This window comes from Clostridium oryzae, assembly GCF_002029235.1.
Classification (GTDB): domain Bacteria; phylum Bacillota; class Clostridia; order Clostridiales; family Clostridiaceae; genus Clostridium_AE; species Clostridium_AE oryzae.
Map to the genome: position 1 here is coordinate 62,096 of NZ_MZGV01000011.1, position 21,021 is coordinate 83,116.

Below are 21,021 nucleotides of genomic sequence, written 5' to 3' on the forward strand. Positions count from 1 at the left end.
CAAGAAGTTAAATACCTAATTATAGAAGATTTTGTTCTTTAGCTGCGTCCACTGCAGCAATTCTGTTATTTACCTGAAGTTTCCCATAAATATTAATGATATGAGTTTTAACTGTAGCCAGCGAAATACTTAACTGCTGTCCTATTTCTTTATTTGATAATCCCTTTGCTAATTCCTTTAGTACATCTAGTTCCCTTTCACTAAGAATAGACTTACTATTAATATCACAAATGTCCATTATCTGTTTATAATGCAGTTTTTGATCTTCAGACATCTCGTTTCGAATATCCTTATCATAATCTGATATAAGTTTTCTTACAGTCTCCCTTTCAAAGTGGTACGGACTCAACATGCTATTCTTTGAACTATAAAATAAAGCTTCTCTAAACAAATTTATTACATCCCTTTTCTTTTCAGAATTGTTATATATAATAGAAATCTTTAACAGCGATGCCTGTACAAGTTTAAGCTTTATTCCATACCTTCTAGCATACTTTAAAATGTCATCAATAATCATTAATGCTTCTTTATCTTCTCCCCTATGGAAAAATAAATCCGCATAGAGAAGCTTACTATCAAGACTCCTTCGACTTTCTTCCATTGTCTCATAACAGAGTTTAAATTTTTCTACTGTATCTCCTGCAAATTTAATTACCCTAAACATATACCTGAGCAGCCCCGCCATATATACTGAATTTTTATAGCTGATAGTCTCCATAAGCTCATGCACTATGTTAATTGCTTCATCATTTTCTTCTTTTATGAATTTATACTCTGCTACATTGTATTTGTAACCTCTATCCACTGAAAAATTAATTTCAGGTATAAGATTTATTGCATTTTCAAGACAGCTTTTTGCCTCGACTAAATTCATCTGTTTTAAATACAGACCTGTAATGCCTACATAAAAACTAGAATTAAGCATGAAAATACTTTCATTATCAGATAGCATCTTCTGCATTCTTTTATAAAGCTCTATACATTCATTAAGATCGCCCATATCTTCTAATATTTGAGATTTTATACTAAAGCAGAAGAATACTATATATAAATTATTCTGCTTTGCAGAATAGTCCACTGCTTTATCTACATAGCTTAATGCTTCGGCATATTTGCATTTAACATATAAAAAATATGCTTCTTTAATAAATATATAAGCCTTTGTAGCCGCTAACAATGGTAACCTTTCAATATTATCTATCTGAATCGTATCTACTTCATTAATCTTGAAGGTATCTTCCACAAACATATTGGCATATTTAAATGCTGAAAAGATTAAATCATCAGACATATTCATTTTTACATTGTTATAGATCTTACTGCACTTTTCAAACTCCATATTCGCAAAATAATAAAAGAAGCACTGATACGCAAAATCAGCATTTTTTATAATAAATTTATCAGGAATCATGTCTGCATACGAAAACAAAGCCGCATTTCCCGGAAAATTAAGTATAAAGTTCATAGCAGAATTATAATCTTCTCCGATAATAAACTGAGAAATGCACTCATTATAATCATTAATATCTCGAAATGCCTCCGCTGCTTTTAAATGAAACATAATTTGCTTTTCTCTATCCAGTTCCTTAAACCTATTATTTAGATATTCTTTTAAAATATTGTGATATCTATATACACCTATTTTCTCATCAATGCATATAATCATTATATTTTTATCTTGAAGCTTACCCAATATATCTGTGAAATTCATATTTGAAAGCAATCTACTGCATATCTGTTCATTAAAGTATGGAAGTATTGAAGTTACAACAAGAAACTCTTTTTCCTCACGCTCAAGTCCATCATATATTTCTTTAGTTACATACTCATTAATAAGCTTATCTTTTATATTAAAATTTTTAATCTGGCTTTCATTTCTGCCGCTTGCAGCTGCTGCTATAAGCTGCAAGCCTCCAATCCAGCCCTCTGAAATTTCATCCATAAAATCTAATATTTTAGGACTTAACTTCAATTTCAATGTATCCTTTAAAAATTTTATCCCATGTTCATGAGAAAGCTTTAAATCGTCATCTTCTATTACCAGCAGCTTTCCCTCCATATTAAGTGCACCAAGATACAAAAGCGGTTCCTGCCTAGTAAGCAAAATCATATGAATGTTATCCGACATGTGCTTAAGAAAGAATTCTATTGATTGAAGCAAAGAACTGTCCGTAATATTATAGAAATCATCTAATACTATAAAAATATTTTCATCTATATTAAGGTCATTTATCAAAAGAGTTAATAAGCTTTCTATATTACCCTTTTGAAAGTTAAAATTAAACAATGACATAAGCTTGCTCTTGGATGCTCCGAGTTCTCCTTCTACCGCCTTAACGAAATAATTCCAAAACATAAAAATGTTATTGAAGCCTTCATCAATAGAAATCCATTTTACATTTGTCATAGCTTTCTCTTTTACAAAAGAAGATATAAGCGTGGTTTTCCCAGTACCTGCACCACCTTTTGCTACAATAACGCTATATTGATCAATATCCTTTAATTTTTCAAAAAGCTGCTGTCTAACTATATAATCCTTTCTTGGTTCAGGCATTTTTAATCTAGTAGACATCAGAATGGGTTGCTCATTCATATGGTATCACCTTTATTTACAAATTAGATTATATATATTCTACTTCAATTTCTTTTAAGTATATAGTCATTTTTAATTTTTACTATTGAGAAAATGAATAGCGCAGTAGATATGATAATTACGTAACTTAGTTGCGGAAACATATTATAAACCTTTTTGCCTTCTTCTATACCCTGAACAAAATATAAGTAATCCTTTTGCGGAATTACCCATAAAATCCTTTGTAGAAATTCATTACCTTTTTCAAAGGAATAAAAACTGCCAGCAAGAATCGTAGTAAGAACTACAACCGAATTTCCAATCATATTAGCCGTGTCAGCAGTTTTTACTAGTGAAGTAATAAACATGGCAAAAGCAATTCCAATAAAACTTATTATTAATAGAAATGCAGCATACTGAGCTAAGCTAAAGCCAATATCAAAGGCAAAACCTACTTTCATAATTATCAAAGTGATAATAGCTGGTGTGAAAATCATTATAAGTATAGAAATGAAATTTGCTGCTAGATACTTAAAAAATGATATAGGTGCTGCTGCTATCCTCTTTATTTGACCGAGTTCCATATCTTCAGCCAACATAAACATGAATAAGACGCTCTGAATTAGTAAAAACATCATAACGTAACCTATTATATTAGAACCAACACCTCTTCTACCTTTATTTTCTGATACAAAATTTTTTGGATTTTGCACTGCAGTCCTCATCATATTTTTAAAATCATTCCCCTTAACAGTTTCAAAATCAAATTTTCCATTACCTCTATCAACTATAATTCCATCATACTTGCCTAGTATTAATTGATATCTCTCAGGTTTTTGTCTCATAATTGTAAAATTAATATATTTTGATTGAATTGCTGTTGTATGACGTTGTGTTATCAACGCCAAACTTAATTTAGCATCTGCTTTTGAAGCCATGTAAACTGCTGCAACTATTGAAATAACTGTCATAATTATTGATATAAAAATGTAATGTTTCCTACTACTAATTCTATAATAATTATTTTTCAAAAATGCTATCATACATAATCCTCCGTTCTGTAAAATTTCCCGCACAGTATAACTGCCAATACACTTATTACTGATATAATCAGTATCGTTTGAACATAACCTGAAAAATCATTGCTGTAAATAATCTTAAAAATATCAGTAATAATCCACTTAACAGGTGATATAGAGCTTATCTTCTCTATATTTTTACCCAATCCATCAACTCTAAAAAATAATCCCCCAAGTATAGAAAATATATTTACTATGATACTCAGTATTTGATTTGTAGTATTCTCACTTCTAAATATACAGCAAAGCAATACACCAAGTATTGAAGAGAACAGTTCAAAAACTATTAATATTAGAATAACAAAACCAATGTTTTTGCCTCCAAGATTGACATTTAGTGTAAGTTTCAATAAAAGCAGAACTAAAACATGGCAAATTCCAGTAAATACAAATGTTGCAGCAATTTTAGAAACATATATATAGCTTTTGGGGATAGGTGAATAAATAAGTCTCATATTACCATTCTTTATTCTTTCCTCCATAAAGCTATTAGCTGCAATGGTTGAAGTATTGAATATTATATATATCATCATTGCTATACCATAATAATCATATGAGGTTACACTGCCAGTATAACTTCCACTGCCTAAAAAACCTAAAATTAGCACAAGTAAATAGGGAAACAGTGTAACGTAAAGTATCCACGCCGGATTCAACGCAAGGTTTAAGAAATCTCTTTTGAAAATTTGGTTAAATTTATACATAGCGCCCTTCCTTTCAATCTCTCAAATTTCTTCCCGTAAGATTTAGAAACACAGTCTCCAAATTAGCTGTTTCACTGGATAGATTATTAATTTTCACAGACTTGTTTACCAATATAGCAATTAACTTATCCAAATTTTCCACTCCAATAAGTGTTGTTATTACTAATTTATTTCCTTTTATAGAAACTTCCTTTACTCCTTCCACATTATAAAATTCATCAAAGTTTATTTTATCTAGTTCTTCAACTTGGATAAAATATTTTTTATAGTTCATAATTTCCTCTTTAAGTTTTTCTTTTATTCCGCAAGCTATTATCTTTCCTTTGTCCATAATTATAATTCTAGAAGATATCTCTTCAACTTCCTCCATATAGTGAGTTGTATATATAATACTCATACCTTTCTCTCTCATTTTCTTTACAGAATCTAATATATAATTTCTCGACTGTGGATCTATTCCAACTGTAGGTTCATCCATTATAAGCAATTCAGGATGGTGAGCAATAGCACAAGCTATGTTCAGCCTTCTTTTCATTCCTCCTGAAAATGAATTTACTTTATCTTTCGCTCTATCTGTAAGTCCCGCTATTTGGAGAGCCTCTTCAGTTCTTTCCTCCAACAATCTTCCTTTAAGACCATAAAGTGAAGCAAAGAATTTAATATTCTTCTCTGCTGAGATATCTTCGTACAATGCTATATCCTGCGGAACTATGCCAAGACTTTGCTTAAACTGCATATCATGACCATTAATGCATCGTCCTTTATAACTAATATCACCTTTATCGCATCCAAGTGCTCCTGTAAGAATATTAATAGTAGTACTCTTACCTGCTCCATTAGGGCCTAAAAAACAAAGTATTTCACTTTTCTTAACATCAAAAGATATCCCTTTTATAACTTTATTGTCTTTATAACTTTTCTCAAGATTTTTTACACTAATTATTTCATTCATGCTAAATCATCTCCTTCATGAACAATTCTAACTTCAATGCAAAAAAATAAAATCAACCTTTCGGTTGATTTTGAAGGTTGATTTTAATTATTTACATCATTATATACACCACTATCATCAAAGCAAAAGTAACAATCTCATTATTAGCTCCTAAAGAGTCCCCAGTGATACCTCCTATTTTGCTCTTACAATATACATTAAATAGAATTGTCACTAAGGCAGCTGTTATAAACAAAATAAGTGTCTCAATTATCCCCAGCACGCCAAAAGTTATCAACATACCAACAACAATACCCACAATAACTTCCCTTATAGTTACAGTTTCAATAAATAGATTTCCCATGCCTTCTTCCTTCGCAGGTTTTCCTATATAGCTTAAAAATGCTATAGAGGTTCTGGCTATTATAGGTATTATTAAAATATATAAACTGCTGTAAGCACTATCCGCGATTATATCCCCCAGCAGCAGAACTCTTAACAACATGTCCGCAACTATAGCTATACAGCCAAAAGTTCCTAATCGGCTGTCCTTCATAATTGATATAATTCTGTCTTTGCCTTTATACGCAAAAAAACCATCGCAGGTATCTGCAAAGCCATCCACATGGAAGCCTCCAGTTAATATTATCTCTGCCAAAGCTACAATCAACGCCATTACATAGGCAGTAACGGCAGTGTCTAAAAAGTAGCATAGTATATATTGTATTATTCCAATAAATAATCCTACTATAGGGAAAAAATTAGATGCTCTTCTAAAGTCGTTTTCTTCACAAGGTAGTGCTTTATTGATTGGAACTCTCGTGAGCAGCTGAAACAAAAGCAGCATATTTTGAATCCATTTCTTCATTCTATTATCTCCTCTCTATTTCAATTTTAAAGGAATTCCGCATGCAGTTAAATACACCTCATCGCTAAGCTGAGCAAGCCTTTGGTTTACTCTTCCTGCAATATCAGAAAAAATTCTGCCAAGCTTATACTCAGACACAAGACTCCACCCAACTTCATTAGTAATAAATATAATATATTTTTGATTGCTTCTTGCAGCCTCTACTATGCCTTCAAATTCCGATATAATAGCTATTTCGAGTTTCTCCGCATCTTCTCTTTTTATACTGTCAAAATCGGTGTGCCTGTCAAACATCATATTTGTAATCATTGTAGTCACACATTCCAACATTATGTAATCTTTATCCGTATCGCTTATTACTGATCTAAGTTCCTTATAACCCTCATAAGTACTCCAGTTTGGATTTCTTCTTTCTTTATGCTTCTTTATTCTCTCTTCCATTTCCTCATCGATAAATGCCGATGTAGCTATATATAATACATTTTCCTGACCACTCAGCATTTTTTCTCCATAACTGCTTTTACCGCTCCGGCTTCCGCCAGTTATCAATATCACTTTACTCATTAAATCTCTTCTTTCTATTTATATTCCTATACTGTCAATGTACCAATTATCATATTCATATTTAATTACTGAAACTCCTATGTTCTTAGCTGAAAACTTCCAGAATAATTCTATATTATGATTTAATATATAGCAATAGAAAAGTCTTAATATCCCTCCATGAGTTACCACTAGCACATTACTGTCTGGCTGTTGTATGCTTTCCAATCTCTTCATAAAGTTCTTCACTCTTTCAAAGCTCATAGCTACACTTTCACCCTCAGGGATAGCATAATTTTTCCAATTCCTCTCCCACTGAGTGCTTTCTTCTGGATATAGCTTCTTTATCTCATCATATTTCTTATTTTCAAATATACCGAAGTTTGTTTCATTAAGTCTCACATCATATGCTATTTTAATGTTTTTATCTTTGAGTATTATCTGTGCTGTCTCCTTTGCTCTTGTTCTATCACTGCAAAAAACGGCGTCAAAATTTATATATTGGAGCTTCTGTCTTACTGTTTCCGCCTGTTTTCTCCCTATATCGGTCAAGTTACTATCGTAATTACCGCAATATCGTCTTTCAACATTACTTTGTGATTGTCCATGACGCACTAAATATACGTTCATTTTTAGTCTCCCTTTACGCAAAAATCAGGTACCTAATACAAGCACCTGATTTTATTATAATGTAAAATTCATATACTACAATATAATATTTTGACAAAATAAACTTCTGCAAAAAGTCTGCCTTTAAAATTGAGACCTGTTGCAGAAAATATCAACACTTTACTCTTTATATAGTTCTACTTCTTCTTTATATTTTTCAGCAGCTCAGAAGTATCTAACATATTACTACTCTTAGCTTGATTTTCTTGATAGCTATTCTCACCATCGTTTCTGCCTTTTACCTTTTCCGGCTTCACTCTATCTATGCTATCATAAGTATCAACTTTTCTATCACTAGTAACACCTGCTAGATCACTAGCTGTACTTATGCTAATACTTGCTATAGTCTGCTTCAAAGGTCTCTTAATAGGACTTAACGATTTCATTTTCTGTCTGAATTTATCTATATTTATATTAAGCCTCCTAACAGCCACATCAAGCATAAATATCAAAATTGCCAAAGCTAATAGCTTCTGCGACAAATCAACTTCTCCGCTTTTTCTTATAATATCATTAGTAAACACTTGTTTAGGGTGCTTTATGATTTTTCCATTTGATGCCCTCACAAGCTTTATAAACTTACTGCCGTTTTGTCCCATTTTATATTCAGGAGAATACTGCAAAGCATATCCCGTATTTACACTGCTGATAACCCTGCCGTTTTTAGTCTGTCTTCCATTTATCATATATACTCCTGTTTTACTCAGCTTTATAGCTGCTGAATATTTACCTGGTGAAGTTTCATAGAGTTTTATACTTCTGCTTTTACCTGAAGGATCGATTATGGCAGCTTTTGTAGCTACGCTGCTTCCGTTTTTCTTATCAGTAAAACTGATTTTAGCCTGCTGTCCTTGTCTATTAACTTCCATTGAAGCTGAAGAAGAATTATAATTTTTTACTGTATAATTTATTATGTTTTGCCACAGCCTTAAATTCTTATCCCATCCAACATAATTTGCATTCCATTTTCCAGACACATCTGAATTCCAAGCTACTGTCCTTCCTAATCCACACTGCCACAAACTTAATATGGGATCGTCCCTATCGCTTTTAAGTACAACCGTAGCAGTCTCCTTTGGCGATGCTCCAATATAGCCTAAAAGTTGCGGCAAACCACCTTCTGCCGCTCCCGAAAGCACACTATGACTATTTTCTACTACAGGCGTAAATTTTCTATTATTCAGATATACCTTCGCAGCCATATATGTTTCCTTTGTAAATATTCTAGGTATATTAGTATATTCATTTGTTATATAGCACCTTCCTTCACACTTTGAAGCTATACTTTTTAGTAATTTAGCGTCCGCATCTTGACCTACCGCTACAGTAGAAACTGTTATCTTGTTTTTATTCATTTTATTCAAAAGTTCATCATAACCGGAATTCTCAGCCTCACCATCTGTAAGTAGTATTACATGCTTAATTTTAGCATTGCTGTGTTTCAATGAGTTATAAGCTGCTGAGAGAGATGGAAGTATGCTGGTGCCTCCATCTGCTCTTATTGTACCTATATCATTTATAGATTTTTTTACATTATTAATAACTTTATTTTTCACTACCCAGCTGTATCCCTCATCAAAAGCAATAACACCAAGTTCATCCTTACCAGCTCGTAACGACTTTAATGACTCTGCTGCAGCTTGTTTAGCCATAGCTACCTTGCTTATGCCAGCTTCGCTTTCAGTCATACTACCCGATTTGTCTATTACTAATACCATATCCATCTTAGGGATTTCTTTTTTGCCTTTCATATCCATATACACAGGAAGAAGCTTTTCAAGAGACGTACCTTTATACCCTCCCAAAGCAAAAGAGTTATCTCCGCCAGTAGCTATAAAGCCACCTCCAAAATCTTTAACATAACTCTCAATTGAATTCATAAAGCCTTTGCTAAGATCATCAACTGCCACATTGCAAGTTATTATTGTTTTATAATTTGTCATTTCTTGTACAGTAGATGGTGCACCAGCCGCATTTACAAGCTTATATTTTGCTGAAGAAGCCTTTAACATCCTCGCTAATTCATCTGCTTCTCTTTTTTTCCCTTCAATCAAAAGTATTTGCGGTTTTGCTTTTATCTGTGTAAAGGCGGATGCTTCATCATTTAATGCCTGGCTGTCTCGCTCTGGTTTCAGCACAACTCTGTAAAACTTTAGTCCACCGCTCTTTGCTTTATCCTTAAAAATGAATTTATTGACTCCGTTCTGAAGCCGTACAGCTTGTTCGCTGCTTTTCTGACGCCCGCTGTATAATATTAATTTTGCATTTTGAGCTATGGAGCTATTAACTGTAACCTCAATATCAAATTCTTGTCCTAAAGTTAAATTTTCAGGCACTTTCAAGTTATCTACTTCAGCGTCATATACTTCTCTTTGCTTATCAATTTTATAAAATTTAAATTCAATACCCTGGCTCATTAACGACGGTATAATCTTTTTTGCGGCTCCCAAATTTTCACAACCATCTGATAATATCACCAGCCGCTTATTGGTATCTTCAGGAAACATAGCTGCAGCTGATGAGATAGCATTTTCAATATTGGTGTAATTACTGTTGATAGCTCCCTCTATTTTTGTAAACTTCAGCTTCTTATTTATAAAAGCTTCTACCTGAGAGTTTTGTCCAAAAGAAATAACACCTACGTTATCTTTGTTTTTTTTCAGCTTTACAGCACTATTTATAAATTTCTCCATACTCTCTCTGTATTTAGCCGTTGAATCAGAAGCATCTATAAGGAAGATCGTAGTTACACTATTCATCCTCCAATAAAATGTGGTACCGCATAAACTCATTACTAAAAATATGATTACAAAGCATCTTAATGCAATTATTATCCTTTTTTTATTTTTACTAAATCTATTTAAACTTCTGGCTATATAAACTACAATTGCTATAAACACCGGAATTAACATCAAAAAATAAGGTGCTGTAAAGTTTATTCGCAAAATACTGTCCTCCCCTCTCTTTATGACCTCTTATACACAAACCACTCAACCATAATGAGTAATAATACAGCATAAATTAAATAATTTCTAAGATTTAATCCAACACCATTAACCTTCTGAACCTTTTCAATATTATCTTTACTTTGTCCTACTGCTAGACTACTTTCAGATGTAGGAAAATTCACTGCTGCTAGTCTGCTTATGTTTTTGCCAGAAGCTGACTGTATTATTTTATAGATACCTGGTTTATTGGTACTTCTATAGTTCTCCTCAGCATATTTCACATTGATTCTATGTGTTTTATTTCCCGGATCCACCACTGTGATGTGCTCAGCATCAGATTTTGGATAGAGCTTTATATCATCTCCACAAGAATACTGCTTAGCTCCTTCACTCTCCACCTTTACCATATCATTGATAACATTATTTATAAATATTGGAAAATTAGTAGTAAGAGGCATATTTGTGTTATGAAAATCAAACCCCAGCACCATTATCTTTTTTCCTTTATACTCACCTTCAAAACCAGCTTCCTCACCATGAATTTTAAATAAAGTATTAGCCCAATAAGGTGTTTTTACAGCTTTGAATTTAGATACAGCTATATCCGTTTTATCCATATATCTTGTCAGCCTATTGCTGCTGATAATAGCATTCCCACCTTTATATTCAGTACTTACATTAAATAAGCCCACACTTTTAGAAGGATTCACTATTATTATGTTTCCCTCTTCAGGCAATTTTCTAGGAAACTGATTGTCAAATATATATAAATCATATTTGCCTTTTACAGCTCCACTATTTGCTGTTTTATATAAGTCCACGTTTTTAATAGAATTTATAGCCTTTTCTATAAACATATTTCCACTGGTATTAAGTAGTATCTTAGGTGTATCAGACTGCCTTATGACAGTGTATATCCTGTTGTCCTGCTCCAGACCATCCGCTTTTTCTAATTGTGCATATATGTACTTGCTGCCTCCAGGTAGTTTTGAAAAATATACGGTCTTAAGTTGATTAGCTCTAAGCTTTACATCCTTTAATCCTATAGCCTTATGTTCTCCATATATACATATCTCCTGATTGACTTCCCTGCTGTTGTGATTCTTCACTCTTACCATCACATCAAGCTTATCGTTATCCATAGAATATGAAATATAATCAAGGCTTACATTGCTTACATTTAAACCGATATTTATTGCTTGAGCATTTAAATCTTTTAAATCCACATTCCTATCACTAAAATATATTACTTTATATTCTTTTAACTGATAAGCTATAGAATTCACCAAAGAATAGCTGGTATTTATATTTCCTTTGCTGTTTTCACATCTTATGGCTTTGATGGTATCAAGTATCTGCTGTCTGCTCTGTGAATTATTTATAAGCACTTTCGTGTTTTTTCCTGCTGTTATCAAAGTTACTTTGCTATTTCCAGCCAAATTTCGCACCATATCTTCAGCTCTCTTTTTTGCTTCTTCAATTCTCGTTGAATTATCCATAGAAGCACTCATGCTCCCCGATGTGTCAATAACTATGATTATATTCTGATAACTATTGTTACTATACGGAATAAATGGCTGACATAATGCCAAAATTAGAAATAGTAATATTAAAAGCTGAATAAAAAACAGCATATTTTTTCTCAGCTTTTGAAATGGCGTTGAGGCTTCAGCATCCTTTACTGCTTGCCTCCATAAATATAGACTTGATACCTCTTTTTCCTGAAATCGCTGCTTCAATATATAAAGCAATACAAGTAATGGTACTAAAAGCAGAAACCACAGTGCATTGAGATATAGCAATCTCATATGATTCCCTCCCTTGAGAGATCTTCAAAAACTATCTTATCCAGTTCTTCATCAGAAGTTACCTGAATAAAGCTGCCTCCGTAACTGCTAAGTTGTTCTTTTATGCTGCTCCTCATTGTTTTCAAATTTTCTTTATACCTGTCTAAGAGCTTAGGTGTAATAATTATATTTATATCCTCCCCTGATTCAATATCTACAAGCCTCACAGGTCCATTCAGCTCAGGCATAAGCTCTTCTCTACTAAGCACTTGAATAAATATAATATGCTGCTTTTTATAGGCAAGATATTTTATTGCGTTAATTATAGATCCACTGGTAAAGAAGTCAGAAATAATTACCGATATACCTCTTCCAGTAAAATTTTTCTTTTTTATAGCTCCTGATAAATTTGTACTGCCTCTATAGTCTGTTTTCTCAATAAACTGTAATGTCTCTTGAAACCTCCCTTTACCCATATAGGAAGAAGACTGTATTATATTATTGTCGTTAACCTTGTTTATAATCACTCTGTCCAAATTACTTAATGCACTGTATGTTAAAACCCCTGAAATTCTCATTGCCATAACGGCCTTTTTATTTATACCATAATCCATTGACTTACTACAGTCGATAAATATATTCAAAAGTGCTTCTCGTTCCTCCATAAAAAGCTTTAAGAATAACTTATTAAACCTACCATAAGCGTTCCAATCCACTCTTCTAAAATCATCCCCAGGTGTATATTCCCTGAAATCAGAAAACTCTACCGAATTACCTTTTACGTTGGATTTTCTTCCTCCAGCTGTACCTTGAGTCATTGCCATTCTAGTCTTTATACTTATATTCTCTAGTTTGCTAAAAAAACTGCTGTCAAATATTTTTTCGTTCATATATCATCACAACCCTAAGCATACTGAAACTGACTTGTAAGAATCTCTTCTATTACATTTTCCGAGGAAACACCATCCGCTACTGCATCAAAATTCATGAAAAATCTATGCCTCAATGCTGGCACTGCTACATATTTTATATCATCAAATGCCACATTGTATCTTCCCTCCATAGCAGCTTTCACTTTAGCTGTAGATATTATAGCCTGCGCCGCTCTTGGACTTGCTCCAAATCTTACATATTTTTTAGAAAGCTCAGGAGCTTCAGCATAATCGGCATGAGTAGCAAGTACCAATCTTAATGCGTACTCCTCCACAGGTTTAGCTATTGGAATTTGCTTTAAGAGCTCCCTAATCTTCAGTATCTCTTCGCTGCGCATAACAGTTCTGACTTCTTCACTATTTCCATTAACGGTAATATCAATTATCTCTCTAAGCTCTTCAAGATCAGGATACGGAATCATAAGCTTGAAAAGAAATCTATCCAATTGTGCCTCAGGTAAAGGATAAGTTCCTTCATTCTCGAGAGGATTCTGCGTGGCTAAGACCATAAATGGTTCTTGCAGCTTATATGTGCTGCCGCCTACTGTTACAGTATGCTCCTGCATTGCCTCAAGCATAGCTGACTGAGTCTTCGGCGTAGCACGATTAATCTCATCTGCCAGCACTAAATTAGCAAACACAGGACCTTTATGGAATTCGAAGGCACTGCTGCCTTTTTCATTTTTAGTTATTATATTTGTTCCTACCACATCTGCTGGCATCAAATCAGGTGTAAACTGTATTCTGGAAAAGGTAAGGTCCATAGTCTTTGCTATTGTCTTTACCAATTGAGTCTTTCCTAGTCCTGGTGAACCCTCAAGTAGCACATTCCCACCAGAAAAAATGACTATCAGCACCTGCTTTATTATATCTTTCTGTCCTACTATAACCTTCTCAATCTCTTTTTCCACATCCGCTATCCTGTTAATAAATCCTTCTATTTCCTTTTCCTCCATATGATGACCTCCATACTTTTTGTTAATTCGAAAGTGAATCAAAATATCCTTTTACTATCTCCTTCATACCTGCAGGGATATCAGAATTGTCAAGATTGCCCATAGCTCTCTTCTTATATTTTCCCACTACTTGTTTATATGCCTTAAATTCTCCAGCCTGAGTGTTTCCCTTTTCTGTGCTATAAGTATTACTGCTTCCTTTTCCATTTTTGCCTTTTAGCTTTTTATTACTGGTACTTTTATTAATACTGTTTGGATCGTACACCTTCTCATAATTCCTTTCACCTGCACCGCTGCCTGAAGCTTTATGGGCTATTCCGCCATTGTAAGAACTTGTACCGCCATTTCTATTACTTGTTCCCCTACCTGCACCTGCGCTTCCTTTTCCCTTTCCACTGCCATTACCTTGTGCTGCACCGCTTCCATTCTGATTTTTAGTTCCTATGCCTGCACTGCCTTTTCCTTTTGTCTTTCCCACTGATAAGCTATCAAGCAGGGATGCTATTGTATCATTTTCGTTGTCACTATCTATAGCTGCCGCTAATGCTTCTGAAAAATTGTCTAAACTACTTAAAGCCAGATTATTATTTCCACTGTTTACCGCTTCCGTTGCTTGTAAAAGCTTTTTCTTCAAATTCATATTTTTCAGTTCCTTTGCTGCCTTCATTAACGCTTGTGCTAATTTTTTTCTTTCACTTGCATTCATATTTTTCATTTTCTGCTTAAGCCTATCCAAAGCTTTTCTCGCCTTGCTACTATCACCACTCCTGATTGCATTACTTAAGTTTTTCAAATTTGAATTGCTTTTAAAGCTATCCGACAAATTTCTCATATCCTTAGAGAAACTATGCTTCTTTTTCAGCTGCAGTTTATCAGAATAATTCTTAACCAGTTTCCTTGCTGCACTAAGATTTTTCTGCTTCCTCATAGCTTTTCTCAAAGCCTCCAGCTTCTGCCTCAGTTCTTTTTTATCTTCAAACTTTAACTTTTTATTTTCATTAATTATTTTTTCACTCTTTACTATTTTTTGATTTACCGCAGCTTTATATTTTTTAAGGTTATGTAATGCTACCGCTTTTCCTCTAAGTGGATTTGGTAAGAATATGGCAACAGAAAAAATCAATAGAACTGCCATCAGTGTTATCATAATTCTCTTAGAAGGCATAAGCTTTACATTCTTCTTATAATCAATCTCACTCATGCTTTTAAAAGCATCTCTTGCCACAAAATCCTTGTATATAGAATCTGATACCTTAATCTCAATAGCAGTAGTAACTTTCTCCTTAAGACCAAATTCATCTACCATCCTAGCGATATTATAAAGGTTAGGAAGCGCTGCTACAGTGTAAATCAAAGCTGATGACGAAATAATTAATAAGATTTGTAACGCCTTCACATGAACTTCATATATAGGAATAAATCTAGAGCTAAATTCAAGTGCTATGCTTAATACACCAGCAACTATAGCTGCTGTTATCAAATTTTTTATAAGGTATTTATTGAAATATCTTAATCTCACTTGCTTTAAAATTTTCTCTATATTGCGATATATTTCTTCCATATATAATACAGCTCCCTACTTTCTGCTCTTTAATTGAAATAACCGCGTTCTAGCTGGATTAATCCTCAATGCACTAAGCCATAAGAGAAGAGCAGAAATAAGCATATCAAGCATGGCATTTATATGCCACAGAAGAATTCCTGTATGTTTTCCGTTAAGGTACAGACCATATATTCTATTAGTAACTCCTTCTCCAAGCTGTGCCGACATTAGCGATCCCCATCCAGCTGCAGGACTGAAGTACATAAGCCAATAATTATGCTCATACGGGCCAAACTTGTTTCCTTGCGGCATAAGCAGTATCCTCACATACGCCATGCTGATTAAAATTGTACCAAAGCATATAAAAAGTATAAATATATATGACATAACCGTAGCCACAGTACTTCTTTGAGTGAATGTTGAGAAAAACACACCTATACTTCCCATTAATACAGCTGTAATAATATAATATATGAATAGTTCCATAATTTCTCTAGCTCCTATGCTTCCATACAAAAATACTATAGAAAATATAGGTAGTGATGATACTATTAACAGTATCATTTGACTTAGAGAAGCAAACAATTTTCCAACTACTATGGAACCATGCTTCATTGTAGTTGATAAAAGTATATCCAGCGTTTGCTTTTCTCTCTCACCAGATATACATCCAGCTGTTAGTGCTGGAGCAATAAGGGCAATAAGCGTACATTGTATTGCGATCATAAACAAATAAACCGTAACTATGCTCTCTTCACTTATCCTCCCTAGACTATCAACTACGCCCATATTCATAAGTGTAATAACAAGCAGAATCAATACCATATCATAGAAGCATATCAATAGCGGTGCTTTCCAGGTTCTCATCTTAACCTTCATTTCTCGTACAAGCACAGGATTTATGCTAAACACCTTTTTATTCACGCTAATCCCTCCTAAGCCTCTTCATAATTTTCAATAACCTTCATAAATATATCTTCCAAATTATTTTCCACAGTATCATAAGTTACAACTGGTATATTATTACTAACTAACTTAACAAGCAGTTTATTCATGAAAGTATTGTTTCCCCTAAAATCAACTTCAAGAATCTTATCAGAAACTATTCTTATCTCATCTATCTCAGGACACTCTTTAACAAGACGCCCAGCCTCATCCATCTTGTCTAGAATCTTAATCCTAACAGTTCTAGAGTGATACACCTTCTTCTCTATGTCCTCCACACTACCGCTCAGCGCTATATGTCCCTTTTCTATAATACCTATCATAGTGCATAGTTCAGCTAACTCAGGCAGTATGTGTGAACTAATAAGTATAGTTTTTCCCATATTCTTTAACGTTCTTAAGATATCCTTCATCTCCACTCTTGCTCTAGGATCCATACCAGATGCCGGTTCATCCAAAACGAGAAGTTCTGGATTATGCACCATACACCTTGCTAAGCAAAGTCTCTGCTTCATTCCTCTTGAAAGGCTATCCACATAAAAATCTCGCTTTTCACTAAGATTCACCAAGTCCAGCAGGTCATTACACACTTTTTTTCTATCAACCCCATCTATTCCATATATGGAAGCATAAAATTCAAGGTACTCATGCACCTTAAGATCATCATATACACCAAAGAAATCCGGCATATACCCTATTTTTCTTTTTAGCTTATTGATATTTTTAGAAACATCTTCTCCATCTATTTCTACTTTTCCTGAATTTTGTTTCAAAAGTCCACATATTATTTTCATTGTAGTAGTTTTCCCAGCTCCGTTAGGTCCTACAAAACCGAATATCTCACCTTTCGGAATAAATAGGTTCAGGTCACGTACTGCCTGAAATTTACCATAGCTCTTATAAAGATTAGTAACTTTAAGCATTTACTTTACCCTCCCCGATGCAGATATTTGAGGTATAACTATATCGCCTTCCTCACTATCAGATTTCATTTCTATTTTTACCTTATTTTTATTACTGATATAATTTTTGATATTAACCCCGTCTATAGCAAGTTTATCGCCCAACTTCTCATATCTCTTTTTTACAAAGTTATATATACTATAATCAGTCTCCTTTATATCACGGTTCTTCATTGCAAAATCAGTAACTACTTTAGCCTGTTGTACTTTGATATTTTTATCTATATCATATGTTATATAAGCTTTTCCATAGCCTCTCATAAGCTTCGAGCCGCTGCTATATTCTACTCCCTGTAAAGTCTTTACCTTATATGGAACAGTACCTAAAGGATAACTTTTAATATTATTATGCTGCTTTAGATTAACTCGCATTGAAAAGAGAGTTCTTTCATTCTTAACCGCTTGTCTATTATTTACAATCATAGGCGAGTGAGTTGGTGTCTTTGAAAAAGCTAGGAGCATTATGCCATTGATGTTTTTGTTACCATATAATAGTCTTATCATAGCCGCTTCTTGATTTATGTCCATTATTTTTCTCTTTTGCTCGTCAGACAATTTTTTCGAGGCGTAACCATCATTTTCTAAAACATTATATGTAAAATCATTTATTGATTCACTTGCATTTATGATGCCTTTTACATCTACCTTCATTGAAGCACCTGAGTTTATAGCTCCAAGCTTATAATATTCTGCAGGTGTTACGATATAACAATTCTCTAAGTCTAACCCAGTGTGATTAGTTATATTTCCTCTAAATTTATCATTATCAGAAATTAAATTCACATATATTTTTCTAATATGTGTATTATTAGTAAATATCCTAAATATCTTTTTTCTAAAAATACTTACATTGTCAAACTCTATAGAGTTATTATCATCCGGATATACACTTCCTTCCATTTCACTTCCATCTATTTCATCGTCAGAACTATCCGAAACGCGCGAATCCATAAGATAAGAAAGCTCATCTCCATCTCTGTTTTGAACTCTCAATTTTTCCTTTTTTCCATCTCTCACTTCAGCATACGTATCTGATTTAATAACTCCATTTTTATTTATAAAAGCAGTAGTTACTATATTGGTAGTAACTTTGCTTGCACCTGTCCCTATACCTGAAATATATATAACAAATCCTGCACTTACTGCAAATACAGGTACTACTGCCCACATATAATTTCTTTTATCTACCTTCTTCAGATAAATATAACTTCCCGGTATGAGAATCAATACATATAAGAGTATTGTGAAGTAGTAACCCTTCATTTTTATTGATCCCATTTCCGAAAAATAGTCCATTGCGTCTCTAGCATTCGAATCAACCTCTGTTGGACTTTTGTACATAAATGTAGTTACTGAAGAATTTTCTATCTTATCGATAATCCAATTAATAAGGTTGTAATTATTGCTCCAGCTATAAATTGGTTCTTCTCCTAATGAGAATGCTGCTATTCCAACTGCACCCTCTCCTATATCCTTTCTCTGAACAAGTACTACATTCTTGTCCTTAATTACTGGCTTGCTATTTTTTATATTAATAATTGCAGCATCAAGCTGCATATCTTTTGAAGAATCACCCTTAGTAGCAGCCTTATTTACACTGTTCGTTAATACATGTTTAACAGAGCTTACGGAACCTGATATAAATGAATCTTTGAAAACAGACAATGTCTTTTCATAGTTATTTCCTGTACCAATAAGGAGTGTACCTCCTCTTTTCACCCAATTTTTTAGAGCGGAATATTGAGCACTGCTAAATGTTGAAGTATCAAAGTTGTCTATGACGATTAAATTTATATTTTCCAGTATATTAATGTTATCAGGAAAACTTTTCTCATTAAAATTTATTAGCTTTACCTGATGGAACTCATCCTTTTGTCCCTTAACATTACCCATATAATTTAGCGCATTACCATCATCACTTAGTATTCCTATGAATGCTGTTGATGAATTTAAAGCATTGTTTAGCTCTATATTTTTTTTATATACATTCTCATCACCATTAGTTATCACTACAGAATACTTTAGCCATTTGCCATCAGATAAAATATTAATTGGTACATTCATAGTAATAGTCTTAGTAGAACCTTCTTGTATATTAAGCTCCCTTATGTAACTAACATATTTAGTTGAAGAGGTCGGAACCTTTATCTGAAGTTGCCCTTGTATGCTTTTATAGTTATTTTTTATAGTAAGTTTGATGGGCGCTAAATATCCAATTTTATACATATTATTAAATCCTATTTCTGTTTTAACAGTGAGCTTATTTTTAACCTCTGCATGTACATTTGTCTGAATCTGTGCCAGTATGATAAACGAAATTATAAGCATAGCTAAGCCGCCTTTAATTTTCTTCATATTTTCCACCCTTTCCTGCTGTCACGTCTTCTTTAAACATAGAAACAATGACCTACATTACTAATTTTAATTTGAAAAATTTACAAATTAGCTATCATTTTTCTTAAAATTTTCTTAAGAATAAAATAGCCTATTTCGATATACAAGCTATCGTATATATAATAACATAGTTGCTTATCGGATTTGATACTTCTATTTAGCTCTTAACCAAAAGTGTCATTAAATTTATTTACAAAAAAAACATTTAATAAGTTATAATAATTATAGCTATGATACAATTAATTGGTGGTGATTACTAATGTTAAATCCTTATAGCAACGAAGGTATATGGCTCAAAGGGAATCTTCATACTCACACTGAAAACAGTCCCTGCGGTCATTACCCTATAAAAACTGTAATAGACATGTACACTTCTTACAAAATGGACTATGATTTTCTTGCAATCACAGATCATTTTTTCCTAACTAACCTTTCGGATTATATAAACAATGAAAAAATAATATTATTTCAAGGAGTAGAATTTAAAACATCCGGATATCAAACGCTTGGAATAAATGTAAACAAATATGATGATGACAAGGATAACTTGGATAATCATAACGACCTGTTTCTAGATGTAAAAAATCAAGGCGGACTTAATATAATTTGTCATCCTCATTTTTCCAAAGATGACTACTGGCCTGTAGATAAACTACTAGAGTTAGATAATTACATCGGTATTGAAATATATAATAATAACGTTAAATTTGACAATAAAGGTCGTGCAGTTGCAACTGATGTATGGGATAAACTTTTAAGCAGCGGAAGAAAGGTGTTAGGTTTTTCCAATGACGATATGCATGTTTTTTCCCGCTGTGGAGGAGCCTATAACATGGTCCTTGCAAAAGAACGAAGTAGGAGTGCCATATTAGATTCTATAGTATCCGGAAGCTTCTATTGCACAACTGGTGTTTTGCTAGATTATATAAGTGTTGAAGGCAGCAAGATATGTATAAAACTACAACGTAAAAATCTTCCTGTTGAATTTAGCTTTATAGGAAACAACGGTGAAATTATATATCGATGCTTCGGAAGCCATGCAGAATTTGACTGTAGCAGCTGCACAAGTTCCTATATTCGTGTAGAAATGAAGCGTGAAGATGGTGCTATAGCTTGGACTCAGCCATTCTGGCTATAATAGAAAAACTCATATTCCAAGTTGATGTGTACATAAAAAACTGACTGAAA

General features: G+C 33.3%; 16 protein-coding genes. 1 reads left to right on the top strand and 15 read right to left on the bottom strand.

Annotated elements, in window-relative coordinates:
* Window positions 1-19: 19 nt before the first annotated feature.
* The 15 genes from CLORY_RS07210 to CLORY_RS07280 all read right to left on the bottom strand — a co-directional run bounded on the left by CLORY_RS07210 (window position 20) and on the right by CLORY_RS07280 (window position 19,794).
* On the bottom strand, window positions 20-2,593 hold the full coding sequence (locus tag CLORY_RS07210) for a LuxR C-terminal-related transcriptional regulator (RefSeq protein ID WP_079422839.1): 2,574 nt from the start codon (window positions 2,591-2,593) through the stop codon (window positions 20-22).
* A gap of 44 nt (window positions 2,594-2,637) precedes the next feature.
* Complete coding sequence (locus CLORY_RS07215) at window positions 2,638-3,615, bottom strand: ABC transporter permease (RefSeq protein ID WP_079422840.1); 978 nt, start codon at window positions 3,613-3,615, stop codon at window positions 2,638-2,640.
* A complete protein-coding gene (locus CLORY_RS07220) occupies window positions 3,612-4,355 on the bottom strand; it encodes an ABC transporter permease (protein WP_079422841.1) in 744 nt (247 codons plus the stop codon). Before CLORY_RS07220 ends, CLORY_RS07215 begins: the two co-directional genes overlap by 4 nt.
* Before the next feature lie 13 nt (window positions 4,356-4,368).
* Window positions 4,369-5,307: an ABC transporter ATP-binding protein gene (locus CLORY_RS07225; protein WP_079422842.1), complete on the bottom strand. Its 939-nt coding sequence runs from the start codon at window positions 5,305-5,307 to the stop codon at window positions 4,369-4,371.
* 91 nt (window positions 5,308-5,398) lie between these two features.
* Window positions 5,399-6,154, bottom strand: a complete 756-nt coding sequence (gene cobS / locus CLORY_RS07230; RefSeq protein ID WP_079422843.1) for an adenosylcobinamide-GDP ribazoletransferase — start codon at window positions 6,152-6,154, stop codon at window positions 5,399-5,401.
* A 15-nt stretch (window positions 6,155-6,169) separates the two neighbouring features.
* Complete coding sequence (cobU, locus tag CLORY_RS07235; protein ID WP_079422844.1) at window positions 6,170-6,718, bottom strand: bifunctional adenosylcobinamide kinase/adenosylcobinamide-phosphate guanylyltransferase; 549 nt, start codon at window positions 6,716-6,718, stop codon at window positions 6,170-6,172.
* An 18-nt stretch (window positions 6,719-6,736) separates the two neighbouring features.
* On the bottom strand, window positions 6,737-7,327 hold the full coding sequence (gene cobC, locus CLORY_RS07240) for an alpha-ribazole phosphatase (protein WP_079422845.1): 591 nt from the start codon (window positions 7,325-7,327) through the stop codon (window positions 6,737-6,739).
* Between the two features lie 176 nt (window positions 7,328-7,503).
* A complete protein-coding gene (locus tag CLORY_RS07245) occupies window positions 7,504-10,311 on the bottom strand; it encodes a VWA domain-containing protein (RefSeq protein WP_079422846.1) in 2,808 nt (935 codons plus the stop codon).
* 20 nt (window positions 10,312-10,331) lie between these two features.
* The gene (locus CLORY_RS07250) at window positions 10,332-12,122 is read right to left on the bottom strand and encodes a vWA domain-containing protein (protein WP_079422847.1); all 1,791 of its coding nucleotides are present in this window, start codon (window positions 12,120-12,122) and stop codon (window positions 10,332-10,334) included.
* Complete coding sequence (locus CLORY_RS07255) at window positions 12,119-12,991, bottom strand: DUF58 domain-containing protein (RefSeq protein WP_079422848.1); 873 nt, start codon at window positions 12,989-12,991, stop codon at window positions 12,119-12,121. Before CLORY_RS07255 ends, CLORY_RS07250 begins: the two co-directional genes overlap by 4 nt.
* Before the next feature lie 14 nt (window positions 12,992-13,005).
* Window positions 13,006-13,989 (bottom strand): AAA family ATPase, encoded by a 984-nt coding sequence (locus tag CLORY_RS07260; RefSeq protein ID WP_079422849.1) that lies wholly within the window; start codon window positions 13,987-13,989, stop codon window positions 13,006-13,008.
* A 22-nt stretch (window positions 13,990-14,011) separates the two neighbouring features.
* Window positions 14,012-15,550: a hypothetical protein gene (locus CLORY_RS07265; protein WP_079422850.1), complete on the bottom strand. Its 1,539-nt coding sequence runs from the start codon at window positions 15,548-15,550 to the stop codon at window positions 14,012-14,014.
* A gap of 15 nt (window positions 15,551-15,565) precedes the next feature.
* Window positions 15,566-16,456, bottom strand: coding sequence for an ABC transporter permease (locus CLORY_RS07270; RefSeq protein ID WP_079422851.1), 891 nt, complete (start codon window positions 16,454-16,456; stop codon window positions 15,566-15,568).
* 11 nt (window positions 16,457-16,467) lie between these two features.
* On the bottom strand, window positions 16,468-17,400 hold the full coding sequence (locus CLORY_RS07275) for an ABC transporter ATP-binding protein (protein ID WP_079422852.1): 933 nt from the start codon (window positions 17,398-17,400) through the stop codon (window positions 16,468-16,470).
* Window positions 17,401-19,794, bottom strand: coding sequence for a hypothetical protein (locus CLORY_RS07280; protein WP_079422853.1), 2,394 nt, complete (start codon window positions 19,792-19,794; stop codon window positions 17,401-17,403). It abuts the gene before it with no gap.
* A 298-nt stretch (window positions 19,795-20,092) separates the two neighbouring features.
* Between CLORY_RS07280 and CLORY_RS07285 the strand changes: the two genes are divergently transcribed.
* Window positions 20,093-20,971, top strand: a complete 879-nt coding sequence (locus CLORY_RS07285) for a CehA/McbA family metallohydrolase domain-containing protein (protein WP_079422854.1) — start codon at window positions 20,093-20,095, stop codon at window positions 20,969-20,971.
* The last annotated feature ends 50 nt before the right edge of the window (window positions 20,972-21,021 follow it).